We start from the raw sequence: 16,352 nt of genomic DNA, 5'->3' as shown, positions 1-16,352 counted from the left end.
CACGATTCGGTTCACGACTCCAACCACTCCCGCGTCGCTTCCGCGGTCGCCGTCGCCGCGGACTCGATCAGGGCGAAGTGATCGGCGGGGAGCACGACCTGGTCGGCGCCGACGTCCCACGCGGGCCAGTCGGCGGTGTCGGCCTCGCCGAGTGGTTCGCCCGCCCGGATCAGCAGGCTCCGGGTGGTGATCGGCGTCGCCCGGTGCTCGGCCAGCAGGCGCATGTACGTGCCCATGGCGAGCCAGTTGGCGTCGTCGATGGCGATGGCCTCGTCCTCGCGACCGAGGATTTCCGTCATCACCGCGGAGAAGACGCGGTTGGTCTCCTCCCCGCGTTCCGGCATGGGGGTGTCGATCAGCACGACGCCCTCCGGCTTGACGCCCGCCGCCTCGAACGCGGCGGCGAGGGAGTGCGCGATGACGCCACCGGTCGAGTAGCCGACCAGCACGAACGGCGCGTCGCCTACGGCCCGGCGGATGGAGCCCGCCAGGACCTCGACCGCGGCGTCCCAACTCCCCGGTGACGGCTCGGTGCCGCGGAAACCCGGGAGCGAGCAGGCGAAGACGTCCCGCGTGCCCTCGAAGTGGTCGGCGAACCGCATGAACTGGTGCGGTCCGGAGCCCACCACGAAGGACGGCACGCAGACGACCTTCGTCAGGTCACCGCCCGAGGCGAGCCGCACGACGTACCCGTCGTCGCCCAGTTCCGCCGCCGACGCGAACGTGGGCCGGAACTTCGACATCCCGGTCAGCAACGGCACCGTGTCGGCGACCGAACCGGCGGCGTGCGCGTGCCGGAGGAGTGCGCTGAGCGTTCCCTGGCCGTCCTGGGGCGCCTTGACGCCGCCGTCACGCGGTGCGGCCTGCTCCGCCACCGCGCCGACCTCCGTCAGCAGGAACCGCGCGATGGCCAGCGGTGTCGGGTGGTCGAACACCAGCGTTGTGGGCAGCCGCACGCCACTGGCCTGCGTCAGCCGGTTGCGCAGCTCCACCGCGCCGAGCGAGTCGATGCCGAGGTCCTTGAACGCCCGGTCCGGATCGACGGCGTCGGCGGACGCGTGGCCCAGCACGGCCGCGACCTGAGCCTGGACCAGTTCGAGGACAACCCGTTCCCGGTCGGCTTCGGCGATACCGGCCAGCCGCCGGTCCAGCGGGACGCCGGCGCTCTCGACCTTCCGCGCCGGAGCACGCACCAGACCGCGGAGCAACGCGGGCAGCATCCCCGCCCGTGCCTGGAGCCGCAACGCGGCGAAGTCCAGCCGCACCGGCACGAGCAGCGCTTCACCGAGCCCGTTGGCGCGGTCGAACAGCTCCAGGCCCAGCTCGGTCGACAGCGCGCCGATGCCCTGGCGCTCCAGCCGCGCGATCTCGGCTTCGTCCAACCCGCCGGACATGCCGCCCGCCTCGGCCCACAGACCCCAGGCCAGCGAACTGGCCGGAAGTCCTTCGGCCCGACGCTTGGCGGCCAACGCGTCCAGGAACGCGTTCGCGGCGGCGTAGTTGCCCTGCCCCGGACTGCCGATCAACGCAGCCACCGAGGAGAACATGACGAACGCCGACAACTCCAGGCCCGCCGTCAATTCGTGCAGGTGCAACGCCGCATCCATCTTCGGTCGCATCACCCGCTCCAACTGCTGCGGGGTGAGCGAACCGACCACGCCGTCGTCCAACACACCGGCCGCGTGGATCACGGCGGTGAGCGGGTGCTCCAGCGAGCCGATCAGCTCGGCCACCTGACCACGATCGGACACGTCACACGCCGCGACCCGCACCGTGCAGCCGACCGCTTCAAGCTCCGCCACCAACTCCGGCACGCCCTCGGCCGCCATCCCCCGACGACTCACCAGCACCAACTGCTTCGCACCCGACTGGGCGAGGTGGCGGGCGAACAACGCACCCAGACCACCCGTGCCGCCGGTGATCAGGACGGTGCCGTTCTGATCGAGCGGCGCCGGAACGGTGAGGACCACCTTGCCGGTGTTGCGCCCCTCCCGCAGGAACCGGAACGCGTCCCGTCCACTGCGGACGTCCCACGTGCGGATCGGCGACAGGTCCAGCGCTCCCTGGTCGAACAACGCCATCAGGTCGCGCAGCATCTCCTGGATGCGCTCCGGCCCGGCCTCCAGGAGGTCGTAGGACTGGTAGCGCACCCCGGCGTGCGCGGCGGCCACGGCCTCCGCGTCACGCAGGTCCGCCTTGCCCATCTCGATGAACCGGCCACCGCGCGGCAGCAGGTCCAGCGAGGCGTCGATGAACTCGCCGGCCAGGGCGTTCAACACCACGTCGACACCCTCGCCACCGGTCGCCTCCCGGAACGCCTCCCGGAACGCGAGGTCACGCGAAGAGGCGATCCGCTCGGCCGGGACGCCCAGCGCCCGCACCGCGTCCCACTTGGGCTTGCTCGCGGTCGCGAAGACCTCGACGCCCCAGTGCCGGGCCAGCTGCACGGCCGCCATGCCCACGCCACCGGCGGCGGCGTGCACCAGCAGTCGTTCACCGGCCTTGAGACCGGCGAGGTCGACCAGCCCGTAGTACGCGGTGAGGAACACCAGCGGCACGGACGCCGCCTCGGCGAACGACCAGCCGGCGGGCATCGGGACCAGCATCCGCCGATCCGCGATGCCCATCGAACCGAAGGAATCCGTCACCAGGCCCAGCACGCGGTCACCCGCTGCCAGGTCCGTGACCTCCGACCCGACCTCCAGCACGACCCCAGAAGCTTCACTGCCCAGCGGGGCGTCACCCGGGTACATCCCGAGCGTGATCAGCACGTCCCGGAAGTTCAGGCCGGCGGCCCGGACACCGACCCGCACCTCGTGCGCGTCCAGCGGCCGATCACCCGCCGACGGAACGATCGCCAGGCCTTCCAGCGATCCCTTCCGCTCGGCCGCCAACCGCCACGCCGTCCCGTTGAGCACCGGTGACGCGTCGGCCTGGGTGAGCCTCGGCACCACCGGACCGCCTTCGCGGACCGCGACCTGCGGCTCGTCCAGACCGATCACCGTGCCCCAGTCCGGCTCGTCACCGTCGACGTCGACCAGCAGCAACCGACCGGGGTTCTCGGACTGCGCACTGCGCACCAAACCCCAGACCGGCGACTGCACGAGGTCTGGCGCCTCATCGCCCACCGCGACCGCGCGCCGCGTCACCACGACCAACTGCACGTCAGCCAGTTGCTCGGTGGTCAACCACCGCTGCAACAACACCAACGTCCGCTCAGCGACCAAACGCCCTGCGGTCGCGGCGTCGGCTCCGGCCGGTGACTCGATCGAGACCAGAACGGCCTCCGGAGCACCGTCCGCCAACGACCGCTCCAGGGCGTCCAAGTCCTCGAAACGCTCGGTCACACCGGGGAAACCACTGCCGAGCGCGGCGATCCGCGTCGACCGCGACGCACCGACGACCGTGGTCCAGTCGAGCTGGAACAGCGACCGCTGACGACCCCGTTGTGCGCCTTCGAGTTGAGCCTGGTCGACCGGGCGGACCGCGAGGGTGTCGACCGCGACGACCGCCAGACCGGCCTCGTCGACGACGTCGAGCCGCATCGCGGACTCACCCGCCGGGCTGATCCGCACCCGGACCCGGGTGCCGGACCCGTGGCCGAGCCGCACGCCGGACCACGAGAACGGCAGGTCCGCCGACGACCCGATCTCCTTGTCCAGCAAGCCGCCGTGCAGCGCCGCGTCGAACAACGCCGGGTGGATGCCGAACCCGTCACCGCCGGCGCTCTCGGGCAGCGTCACCTCTGCGTAGACGTCGTCGCCCACCCGCCACGCGGCCCGCAAGCCCTGGAACGCCGGCCCGTACTCGTAACCGGCGTCCACCAACCGCGGGTAGAGCGAGTCGACCGCGACCGGCTCCGCGCCGGACGGCGGCCACTCCACCGGGAACAGCGGCAGCGGCGCCGCCTCGACGCCGACCCGACCGCGGGCGTGGCAGATCACCAGGCGCTCGCCGTCGTCACCGCCTGCTTCGGGGCGCGAGTAGACCGCCACGTCACGGCGACCGTCGTCACCCGGCTCGCCGACCATGACCTGGACCAGGCGCGCGGACTCGTCCTCCAGGACCAGCGGCGCCTCCAGCACCAACTCGTCCACCACCGGGCAGCCGGTCAGCCGACCCGCCGTCAACGCCAGCTCCACCAGCGCGGTGCCCGGGACGATGACCATGCCCAGCACCACGTGATCACGCACCCACGGCGCGCTGTCCTGCGACAGGCGACCGGTCAACACCCACTCGTCGCGGTCGCCGACCGGCACCACCGCGGCGACCAGCGGGTGATCGAGCCGGCCGAGGCCGGAGGCAGCCGGATCGCCCGCACCGACGCCCGACGACACCCAGTACCGCTCACGCTGGAAGGCGTAGGTCGGCAACTCCACCCGACGCGCGCCAGTGCCCGCGTAGAACGCGGTCCAGTCGACCACGGCCCCGGCCATGTGGACCTGGGCCAGGAACCGGGCGAACGTCTCCGGCTCCGCCTGGCGGGCGCGCAACGCCGGCACGAACACCGCGTCGTGGTCCTCGTCCACCGACTGCCGGGCCATCGCGGTGAGCACACCGTCCGGGCCCAGCTCGAAGAACCGCGTGACGCCTTCGGCTCGGAGGGTGCGGACACCGTCCGTGAAGCGGACCGCGCCACGCACGTGGTCGACCCAGTAGGCCGGGTCGGTCAGTTCGGCCGACACCACTCCGCCGGTCACGTTCGACACGATCGGAATGCGCGGCTCGCTGAACGTCAGCCCTTCAGCGACCGTGCGGAACTCGGCCAGCATCGGGTCCATCAGGTGCGAGTGGAACGCGTGGCTGACCTTGAGGCGCGTGGTCTTGCGGTGCTGCCACTGGGGCAGCCACTCGTCCAACGCCTCGATCTCACCGGAGACCACGACGGCCAGCGGCCCGTTGATCGCCGCGACCGACAAGCGGGCATCGAAACCGGCGAGGGAGGCGACGACCTCGTCCTCCGTGGCCTGAACCGCCACCATGCCACCGCCGGCAGGCAGCGCGCCCATCGACCGACCGCGTGCCACCACCAACGTGCACGCATCGGCCAGCGACAGCACACCGGCGACGTGGGCCGCCGCGAGTTCGCCGACCGAGTGGCCGATCAGGTAGTCCGGCCGGATGCCCAGCGACTCGACCAGGCGGAACAAAGCCACCTCGACCGCGAACAACGCCGCCTGCGTGAACTCCGTCTCGTTCAACAAAGCAGCCTCAGGCGAGCCTTCAGCTGCGGAAAGCAGGTCCTTCAGCGAACGACCCAACTTCGGGTCGAGTTCAGCGCACACCTCGTCCAGAGCCTCGGCGAAACGCGGGAACGACTCCGCGAGGGCAACACCCATCCCGGCCCGCTGAGCACCCTGACCCGTGAACAGGAACGCCGACTTGCCGCCGACCGGCCGACCGTCGACAACGCCCGCACCCGGCCCGCCCTCGGCCAACGCGGCCAGACCGGCGAGCACACCGTCACGGTCGGACGCGATCACGGCGGCCCGCTGGTCGAACTGACCTCGCGTCGTCACCAGCGAGAAGCCGGCGTCGACCACGTCCAGCTCCGGACGTGCCATCAGGTGCGACCGCAACCGGTCGGCCTGGGCCCGCAGCGCGCTGTCGCTCTTCGCCGACACCAGCACGGGCACGACCGCCGGCCGGTGCACGACCGGAGCGACCTGAGCCACCGCGTCGGCGGGAGCTTCCTCGATGATCACGTGCGCGTTCGTGCCGCTGATCCCGAACGACGACACACCGGCGCGACGCGGACGTGCCGACGCGGGCCAGTCCTCGGCCTCCGTCAGCAGCTTCACCTCGCCCGCGTCCCAGTCGACGTACGGCGACGGCGCGTCCACGTGCAGCGTGGGCGGCAGCACGCCGTTGCGCATCGCCATGACCATCTTGATCACACCGGCCACACCGGCCGCTGCGGAAGAGTGCCCGATGTTCGACTTGATCGACCCGAGCCGCAGCGGACCGTTCTCCCGCTCGCTGCCATAGGTGGCGAGCAGTGCCTGAGCCTCGATCGGATCACCCAACCGGGTGCCCGTACCGTGACCCTCCACCGCGTCGACCTCCGCGGGCGACAAACCCGCGTTCGCCAACGCCTGACGGATCACACGCTCCTGCGACGGACCGTTCGGAGCCGTCAGACCATTGCTGGCACCGTCCTGGTTGATCGCACTACCCCGCACCACACCAAGAATCCGGTGACCGTTACGACGCGCGTCCGACAACCGCTCCATCACCAACAGGCCCAGACCGTCGGAAAACCCGGTCCCGTCCGCGCCCTCCGCGTAGGACTTGCAACGCCCGTCCGGCGCCAAACCGCGCTGCCGGCTGAACTCCACCAGCAGGTGCGGCCCGGCCATCACCGTCACACCGCCGACCAGCGCCATCGAGCACTCACCGGAGCGCAACGCCTGCGAAGCGAGGTGCATCGCGACCAGCGACGACGAGCACGCCGTGTCCACCGAGACCGCAGGGCCTTCCAGACCCAGCGTGTAGGCCACGCGGCCGGACGCCACGCTCGACGTCGTGCCGGTCAGCCGGAAGCCCTCCAGCTCGGACGGGTTCGTGCCGCCGTACTCGGTGGCTACAACACCGCAGAACACACCCGTGTCGCTGCCGCGCAACGAGGCCGGATCGATCCCGGCGTCCTCGAACGCCTCCCAGGCCGCTTCCAGCAGCAACCGCTGCTGCGGGTCCATCGCCAACGCCTCACGCGGGCTCACGCCGAAGAACCCGGCGTCGAAGTCGCCGATCCCCCGCACGAACCCACCGCCGCGGGTGGACACCGTGCCGAGCTTGTCGGGGTCCGGGTCGTACAACCGCTCCAGGTCCCAACCGCGATCCTCCGGCAGGCCCGACACCGCGTCACGGCCTTCGGACACCAGTCGCCACAGGTCGTCCGGCGAGGTGACACCGCCGGGGTACCGGCAGCTCATCCCGACGATCGCCAGCGGCTCGTCCGCCCTCGCCCTGGTCTGCTTCGACCGGACGACGGGCGCGGCCTGCTCCGCGACCGGACCCACCTCGTCGAGGAGGAACCGTGCGATGGCCGTCGGCGTCGGGTGGTCGAACACCAGCGTGGTGGGCAGCCGCACGCCACTGGCCTGCGTCAACCGGTTCCGCAGCTCCACCGCGCCGAGCGAGTCGATACCGAGTTCCTTGAACGCCCGGTCGGGTTCGACCGCCGTCGCCGAGGCGTGCCCCAGCACCGCGGCGACCTGCGCCTGGACCAGTTCGAGGACGACCCGTTCCTTGTCGGCTTCCGCGACACCGGCGAGCCGCTGCGCGAGCGAACCGCCCGCGGACTCGACGCGCCGCGCCGGAGCGCGGACCAGACCGCGCAGCAGCGGGGGCAGCATCCCGGACCGTGCCTGGACCCGCAGCGCGGCCAGGTCGAGCCGCACCGGCACCAGCAGCGCCGTGTCCAGTCCTCGCGCCTCTTCGAACAGTTCGAGGCCGAGTTCCGCCGACAGCGCGCCGGTGCCCATCCGCTCCAGCCGGGCGAGATCGTTCTCGTCCAGCGTGCCGGACATGCCCGCGTCGGCCCACAGACCCCACGCCAGCGAACTCGCGGGAAGTCCTTCGGCCCGACGCTTGGCGGCCAACGCGTCCAGGAACGCGTTCGCAGCAGCATAGTTGCCCTGTCCCGGGCTGCCGATCAACGCAGCGACCGACGAGAACATGACGAACGCCGACAACTCCATACCGGCCGTCAGCTCGTGCAGGTGCAACGCCGCATCCATCTTCGGCCGCATCACCCGCTCCAACTGCCCAGCGGTCAAAGAGCCGACCACGCCGTCGTCCAACACACCGGCCGCGTGGATCACGGCGGTGAGCGGATGCTCCAGCGAACCGATCAACTCGGCCACCTGACCACGATCGGACACGTCACACGCCGCGACCCGCACCGTGCAGCCGACCGCTTCAAGCTCCGCCACCAGCTCCGCCACGCCGTCCGCCGCCGGACCACGCCGGCTGACCAGCAGCAGGTGCCTGACGCCGGTCTCGGCGAGATGGCGGGCGAACAACGCACCCAGACCACCCGTGCCACCGGTGATCAGAACGGTGCCGTCCCGGTCCAGCGGCGCCGGAACGGTGAGAACCACCTTGCCGGTGTTGCGCCCCTCCCGCAGGAACCGGAACGCCTCCCGCCCACTGCGGACGTCCCACGTCCGGATCGGCGACAGGCTCAGGACGTCCTGCTCGAACAGCGCGACCAGCTCGCACAGCATCTGCTGGATGCGCTCCGGCCCCGCCTCCAGCAGGTCGAACGACTGGTAGCGCGATCCGGCGTGCTCGCGGGCGATGACTTCCGGGTCGCGGATGTCGGCCTTGCCCATCTCGATGAACCGGCCACCACGCGGCAGCAGGTCCAGCGAGGCGTCCACGAACTCGCCGGTCAGCGCGTTCAACACCACGTCGACACCCGCACCGGCGGTGAGGTCCCGGAACGTGTCGCGGAACGCGAGGTCACGCGACGAGGCGATCCGCTCGTCGGCAACGCCCAGGCCGCGCACCGCGTCCCACTTCGCCGGGCTGGCGGTCGCGAAGACCTCCGCACCGACGTGCCGCGCCAACTGCACGGCCGCCATGCCGACACCACCGGCGGCGGCGTGCACCAGCACCCGCTCGCCGCGCTGGAGACCGGCCAGGTCGAACAGGCCGTAGTACGCGGTGAGGAACACCAGCGGCACGGATGCCGCCTCGGCGAACGTCCAGCCGGCGGGCATCGGGACCAGCATCCGCCGGTCGGTGACGCCCAATGATCCGAAGCCGTCCATGACCAGGCCCATGACCCGGTCACCCGGTGCCAGGTCCATGACGTCCGAACCGACGTCCACCACGACACCGGCCGCTTCACTGCCCAGCGGGGCGTCACCCGGGTACATCCCGAGCGCGATGAGCACGTCCCGGAAGTTCACGCCCGCGGCGCGGACCCCGATCCGGACTTCGAGCGCGCCCAGCGGCCGGTCGGCGTCGGAGCCGACGATCGCCAGCCCTTCCAGCGAACCCTTCCGCTCGGCCGCCAACCGCCACGCCGTCCCGTCGACCACCTGCGGCGTTTCGGCCTGTGCCAGTCGCGGCACCACCAACCCGCCCTCGCGGACGGCGATCTGCGGCTCCTCCAGACCGACCAGGGCGGTCCAGTCCGGCTCGTCGCCGTCGACGTCCACCAGCAGCAACCGGCCGGGGTTCTCGGACTGCGCACTGCGCACCAAGCCCCAGACCGGCGACTGCACGAGGTCAGGAGCCTCATCCCCCACCGCGACCGCACGCCGCGTCACCACGACCAACCGCACACCGGACAGCTGCTCGGTGGCCAACCACCGCTGCAACAACACCAACGTCCGCTCAGCGACCACTCGGCCACCAGTCGCGGCGTCGACTCCGACCGGCGACTCGATCGAAACCAGGACAGCCTCTGGAGCACCGTCCGCCAACGACCGCTCCAGGGCGTCCAAGTCCTCGAAACGCTCCGCCACACCGGGGAAACCACTGCCGAGCGCGGCGACACGGGTCGACTTCCGCGTCACGTCCGCAACCGGCACCCAGTCCACCTGGAACAGCGAACGCTGCCGAGTGCGCTGCGCGCCTTCCAGCTGCGACTGCTCGACCGGGCGGACCGCGAGCTTCGCCACGCTCACGACCGGTTCGCCGTGCTCGCTGACGACGTCGAGCCGGAGGGTGGAGTCACCCGCCGAGCCGATCCGCACCCGGACCCGCCCGACGCCCTGCTCGCCGAACCGGACACCGGACCACGAGAACGGCAGATCCGCCGTGGCTCCGATCTCCTTGTCCAGCAACCCGCCGTGCAGCGCGGCGTCGAAGAGGGCGGGGTGGAGGCCGAAGCCCTGGGCTGCGTCGAGGTGCTCGTCCGCCAGCGCGACCTCCGCGTAGACGTCGTCACCGTCCCGCCACGCGGCCTGCAAGCCCTGGAACGCGGGCCCGTACTCGTAGCCGGCATCCACCAACCGCGGGTACAGCGAGTCGACCGCGACCGGCTCGGCGTCCGCCGGCGGCCACTCGGTGGACCACGCCTCGATCGGCGGCCCGTCGGCGGCGAGGGTGCCGCGGGCGTGACACGTCACGTCCTGTTCGGTGCCGCCTTCGGGTCGCGAGTAGATCGCCACCTCGCGGATGCCGTCCTCACCGGCCGCTCCGACCGTGACCTGCAGCCGCACCGCGGCGGTCTCGTGCAGGAGCAACGGCGCTTCGAGCACCAGCTCTTCGACCACGGGGCTGCCCGCGTGACGACCGGACGCGGCAGCGAGTTCGACCAGGGCGGTGCCGGGGACGATGACCATGCCCAGCACCACGTGGTCACGCACCCACGGCGCGCTGTCCTGCGACAGACGACCCGTGAACACCCACTCGTCCCGGTCGCCGACCGGCACTGCGGCGGCGAGCATCGGGTGATCGAGGTGGGCCAGACCTGCGGCTGCCGGATCACCGGTGCCGGCGCCGGGCGCCACCCAGTACCGCTCGCGCTGGAAGGCGTAGGTCGGCAACTCGACCCGACGCGCGCCGGTGCCCGCGTAGAACGCGGTCCAGTCGATCGCGATGCCGGCGATGTGCGCCTGTGCCAGGAAGGCGGCGAACGTCTCGGGCTCCGCCTTGCGGGCACGCATCGCGGACGCGAACACGGCGTCGTCGTCGACGGACTGCCGTGCCATCGCGGTCAGGACACCGTCCGGGCCCAGCTCGAAGAACCGCGTGACGCCCTGTGCCTGAAGTGTGCGGACACCGTCCGTGAACCGGACCGCGCCGCGGACGTGGTCGACCCAGTAGCCGGGCTGGGTCAGTTCAGCCGACACGACTCCGCCGGTCACGTTCGACACGATCGGAATACGGGGCTCGCTGAACGTCAGCCCTTCCGCGACCTTGCGGAACTCGGCCAGCATCGGGTCCATCAGGTGCGAGTGGAACGCGTGACTCACCTTGAGGCGCGTGGTTTTGCGGTCCTGCCACTGCGGCAACCACTCGTCCAACGCCTCAAGTTCACCCGAGACCACCACAGCCTGCGGGCCGTTGATCGCCGCCACCGACAGGCGACCCTCGAAACCGTCAAGCGAACCGATGACCTCCTGCTCGGTCGCCTGCACCGCCACCATCCCACCACCGGCGGGCAACGCACCCATCAAACGGCCACGAGCCACCACCAACGTGCACGCATCCGCCAACGACAACACACCGGACACATGGGCCGCCGCGATTTCACCGACCGAGTGGCCGATCAGATAGTCCGCCCGCATGCCCAACGACTCGACCAGGCGGAACAAAGCCACCTCGACCGCGAACAACGCCGCCTGCGTGAACTCCGTCTCGTTCAACAAGCCGGCTTCAGTCGAACCCTCAGACGCCGAAAGCAGGTCCATCAGCGAGCGGCCCAACTTCGGGTCCAGCTCAGCGCACACCTCGTCCAAAGCCTCGGCGAAACGCGGGAACGACTCCGCGAGGGCAACACCCATCCCGGCCCGCTGAGCACCCTGACCCGTGAACAAGAACGCCGACTTGCCACCGGTCAACCGGCCTTCGACGACCCCCGCAGCCGGTTCGGCAGTGGCCAGAGCCGACAGGCCGGCCAGCAGGCCTTCCCGGTCCGAGGCCACGACCGCCGCACGGCGATCGAACTGCGCCCTGGTCGCCGCGACCGAGAACGCCACGTCCAGCAGCCCGACGTCCGGGCGTTCGAGCAGGTGGGCGCGCAGGCGATCCGCCTGCGCGCGGAGCGCCGCCTCGCCCTTGCCCGACACCAGCACCGGCACGGCCGGCGGCGCGGGGCGCTCTTCCTTCACCGACACCGGTTCCTCGCGCGGCGCCTCTTCCAGGACGACGTGCGCGTTGGTGCCGCTGACACCGAACGAGGACACACCGGCGCGACGCGGACGTGCCGACGCGGGCCAGTCCTCGGCCTCCGTCAGCAGCTTGACCTGCCCGGCGCTCCAGTCGACGTGCGGTGAGGGCGCGTCCACGTTCAGGGTGGGAGGCAGCACGCCGTGCCGCATCGCCATGACCATCTTGATCACACCGGCGATGCCCGCCGCCGACGACGTGTGCCCGATGTTCGACTTGATCGAGCCAAGCCGCAGCGGACCGTTCTCGCGCTCGCTGCCGTAGGTGGCGAGCAGTGCCTGAGCCTCGATCGGGTCACCCAACCGGGTGCCCGTGCCGTGACCCTCCACCGCGTCGACCTCCGCGGGCGACAAACCCGCGTTCGCCAACGCCTGACGGATCACACGCTCCTGCGACGGACCGTTCGGCGCGGTGAGACCGTTGCTCGCACCGTCCTGGTTGATCGCACTACCGCGCACCACACCGAGAATCCGGTGACCGTTGCGACGCGCGTCGGACAGCCGCTCCAGCACGACCAGGCCGAGACCGTCGGAGAACCCGGTCCCGTCCGCCGCCGCCGCGTACGACTTGCTCCGCCCGTCCGGCGCCAGTCCGCGCTGCCGGCTGAACTCCATCAGCAGGGTCGGCCCGGCGAGTACCGTCACGCCACCGACCAGGGCCATCGAGCACTCGCCCGACCGCAACGCCTGCGACGCCAGGTGCAACGCCACCAACGACGACGAGCACGCCGTGTCCACCGACACCGCCGGGCCTTCCAGACCCAGGGTGTAGGCGATCCGACCGGACACCACGCTGGTCGTCGCGCCGGTCAACCGGAAGCCCTCGATCTCGGGCAGGCCGCCCGCCGGCATCGCGGCGTAGTCGGACGGCCCGACACCGCAGAAGACACCGGTGTCCGTGCCCTTCAACGTCGTGGGGTCGATCCCGGCGTCCTCGAACGCCTCCCACGCCGCCTCCAACAGCAACCGCTGCTGCGGGTCCATCGCCAACGCCTCACGCGGGCTGATCCCGAAGAACCCGGCGTCGAAGTCACCGACGCCGTCGACGAAACCGCCGCCGCGCGCGTACACCGTGCCGAGCTTGTCGGGGTCCGGGTCGTACAGCCGCTCCAGGTCCCAGCCGCGATCCTCCGGCAGGCCGGTGATCGCGTCACGGCCTTCGGACACCAGCTTCCACAACGCGTCCGGTGACGTCAGGCCGCCCGGGTAGCGGCAGCTCATGCCCACGATCGCCAACGGCTCGTCGGCCTTCGCCGTCCGCACCCGCGTGACCGGTCGGGCAACTTCTTCGACGCCGCCCACCTCGCTGATGAGGAGACGTGCGATCGCCGCCGGCGTCGGGTGGTCGAAGACCAGCGTCGACGACAGCCGCACGCCACTGGCCTGCGTCAACCGGTTGCGCAGCTCCACCGCGCCGAGCGAGTCGATGCCCAGTTCCTTGAACGCCCGCTCCGGCTCCACCGCAGCCGCCGAGGCGTGCCCCAGCACCGCCGCGACCTGCGCCTGGACCAGGTCGAGCACCACTCGCTCGCGCTCGGCCTCGGCCACACCGGCCAGCCGCTGAGCCAGCGAACCGCCCGCGCCCGCACGGCGAGCGGGCATCCGCACCAACCCGCGCATGAGCGCCGGGAGCATCCCCGAACGCGCGGCCACCCGCAGTGCGCCCAGGTCGAGCAGCACCGGCACCAGCAGTGCGGCGTCGAGCCGCTGGGACTGGTCGAACAGCTCCAGCCCTACTTCGGTGGGAAGTGCTTCGGCGCCCATGCGTTCCAGGCGTGCGAGTTCGGCGTCGTCCAGCTTGCCCGCGATGCCGGCTTCCGCCCACAGGCCCCACGCCAGCGAACTGGCCGGGAGTCCCGCTGCCCGACGTCGGGCGGCGAGGGCGTCCAGGACCGCGTTCGCGGCCGAGTAGTTGCCCTGGCCGGGGCTGCCGATCAACGCCGCCACCGACGAGAACAGCACGAACGCCGACAGTTCGGCGTCGGCGGTCAGCTCGTGCAGGTGCAGTGCGGCGTCGACCTTCGGCCCCATGACCCGTGCCAGCTGCTCGGGCGTCAGCGACTCGATCACGCCGTCGTCCAGCACACCGGCCGCGTGCACCACCGCCGTCAGCGGGTGCTCCAGCGAACCGATCAGGTCCGCCAACTGGTCCCGATCGGACACATCACAAGCCGCGACCACGGTCCGGGCGCCCAGGGCGTCCAGTTCCGCGACCAACTCCGGCACACCGGCGGCGGACGGACCACGCCGGCTCACCAGCAGCAGGTGCTTCGCCCCGTAGCGGGTGGCCAGGTGCTTGGCGAACACCGCGCCAAGACCGCCGGTGCCACCGGTGATCAGGACCGTTCCGGCGGGGTTCAGCGTCAGCGCGTCGTGCGCCGGAACGTCCGACGCCCGGTTGAGCCTCGGTGCGAGCACCTGGCCGTCGCGGACCGCCAACTGCGGCTCGTCCAGCCCGGCCAGGACACCCCAGTCGGGGGCGTCGCCGACGACGTCCGCGAGGACGAAACGGCCGGGGTGCTCGGACTGCGCGCTGCGGACCAGGCCCCACACCGGGGAGAGCGCGAGGTCGGGCACGTCGTCGCCGACCGCGATGCCGTTGCGGGTGACCACCACCAGTCGGGCCTCGGACAGCTGCTCGCTCGCCAACCACCGCTGCAACAGCCCGAGGGTGCGTTCAGCCACTCCGCGAACCGTCGCCGCGTCTGCGGACTCGGAAGGGCTGTTGATCGCCGCGACGACGACCTCAGGTGCCACCGCGCCCTCGGTCAGCGCCAGTTCCAGCGCATCCAGGTCCACGTGGTCCTCACCCAGGACGGTGGCTCGCGCCGACGCGTTCTGCGTCGCGTTCTGCGTCGCGTTCGCCACCGGGGTCCAGTCGACCTGGAAGAGCGCGTTCGGCCTGTTCAGGCCGCCTTCCAGCTGCGCCTGCTCGACCGGCCGGAACGCCAGCTTCCGCACGCTGCCGACCAGCTCGCCGAGTTCACCGACGATGTCGACGCGCAACGCCGACTCGCCCGCCGACGTGATCCTGACCCGGACGCGAGCCGCGCCGCTGCGCGCCAGGCGGACGCCGGACCACGAGAACGGCAGTGAGGCCGACGTGCCGTGGTCGAGCCAGCCGAGCCCGCCGTGCAGCGAGGCGTCGAACAACGCCGGGTGCAGGCCGAAGCCCTTGGCCGACTCGACGTGCTCGTCCGGGAGGGAGACCTCCGCGAACACCTCGTCGCCGTCGCGCCACCCCGCCTGCAAGCCGACGAAAGCAGGCCCGTAGTCGAAGCCGATCTCCGTCAACCTCGCGTAGAGCGCATCGACGTCGATCGGTTCGGCGCCGACCGGCGGCCACTCCAGCGGCAGCCACGACGGCGCGGGCGACTCGTCCACGGCGAGCGTTCCCCGCGCGTGGCAGGTCGTCTCGGGCTCGGCGCCGGCTTCGGGACGGGAGTAGATCGCCACCTCGCGCCGGCCGTCCTCCTCGGCCTGGCCGACGGTGACCTGCAACTGGACAGGCGCGTCGTCCCGGAGGATCAGCGGCGCTTCGAGCACGAGATCGTCCACGACGGGGCTGCCCGCGTGCCAACCGGCGGCGGCCACGAGCTCGACCAGCGCGGTGCCCGGCACGACGACCATGCCCAGCACGCCGTGGTCCCGCACCCATGGCGCGGAGTCCTGCGAGAGGCGGCCGGTGAACAGCCACTCGTCGCGGTCGCCCACCCGGATGGCGGCGGCGTTCGTCTTGGAGCGTGCGGACACCGTCCGTGAAGCGAACAGCCCCGCGAACGTGGTCGACCCAGTAGCCCGGGTCGGTCAGCTCAGCCGACACCACACCACCGGTCACGTTCGACACGATCGGAATACGCGGCTCGCTGAACGTCAGACCCTCGGCCACCGTGCGGAACTCGGCCAACATCGGGTCCATCAAGTGCGAATGGAACGCGTGACTCACCTTGAGACGCGTGGTCTTGCGGTCCTGCCACTGCGGCAACCACTCGTCCAACGCCACAAGTTCACCCGAGACGACTACGGCTTGCGGGCCGTTGATCGCCGCAACCGACAGGCGACCCTCGAAACCGTCAAGCGAACCGATGACCTCCTGCTCGGTCGCCTGCACCGCCACCATGCCACCACCGGCGGGCAACGCACCCATCAAACGGCCGCGCGCCACCACCAACGTGCACGCATCCGCCAACGACAACACACCGGACACATGGGCAGCCGCGATTTCGCCGACCGAGTGGCCGATCAGGTAATCCGCCCGCATACCCAACGACTCGACCAGACGGAACAAAGCCACCTCGACCGCGAACAACGCCGCCTGCGTGAACTCCGTCTCGTTCAACAAGCCGGCTTCACGCGAACCCTCAGACGCCGAAAGCAGGTCCATCAGCGAGCGGCCCAACTTCGGGTCCAGCTCGGCACACACCTCGTCCAAAGCCTCGGCGAAACGCGGGAACGACGCCGCAAGCGCAACGCCCATCCCCGCACGCTGAGCACCCTGAC

The 16,352-nt window shown here is 71.1% G+C and carries 1 protein-coding gene and 1 pseudogene; both read right to left on the bottom strand.

What is annotated here, in order from left to right; genetic code table 11:
- Nucleotides 1-11 precede the first annotated feature (11 nt).
- On the bottom strand, nucleotides 12-15,605 hold the full coding sequence (locus OQ02_RS40505) for a type I polyketide synthase (RefSeq protein WP_051773295.1): 15,594 nt from the start codon (nucleotides 15,603-15,605) through the stop codon (nucleotides 12-14).
- Nucleotides 15,592-16,352, bottom strand: a pseudogene (locus OQ02_RS47360) (acyltransferase domain-containing protein); the annotation flags it as partial. The gene OQ02_RS40505 and the pseudogene OQ02_RS47360, both read right to left, overlap by 14 nt.

The organism is Saccharothrix sp. NRRL B-16314 (assembly GCF_000716595.1).
GTDB lineage: Bacteria > Actinomycetota > Actinomycetes > Mycobacteriales > Pseudonocardiaceae > Actinosynnema.
Note: the sequence above shows the minus strand (reverse complement) of the source record. Positions and strands in the feature narration are given on the sequence as shown.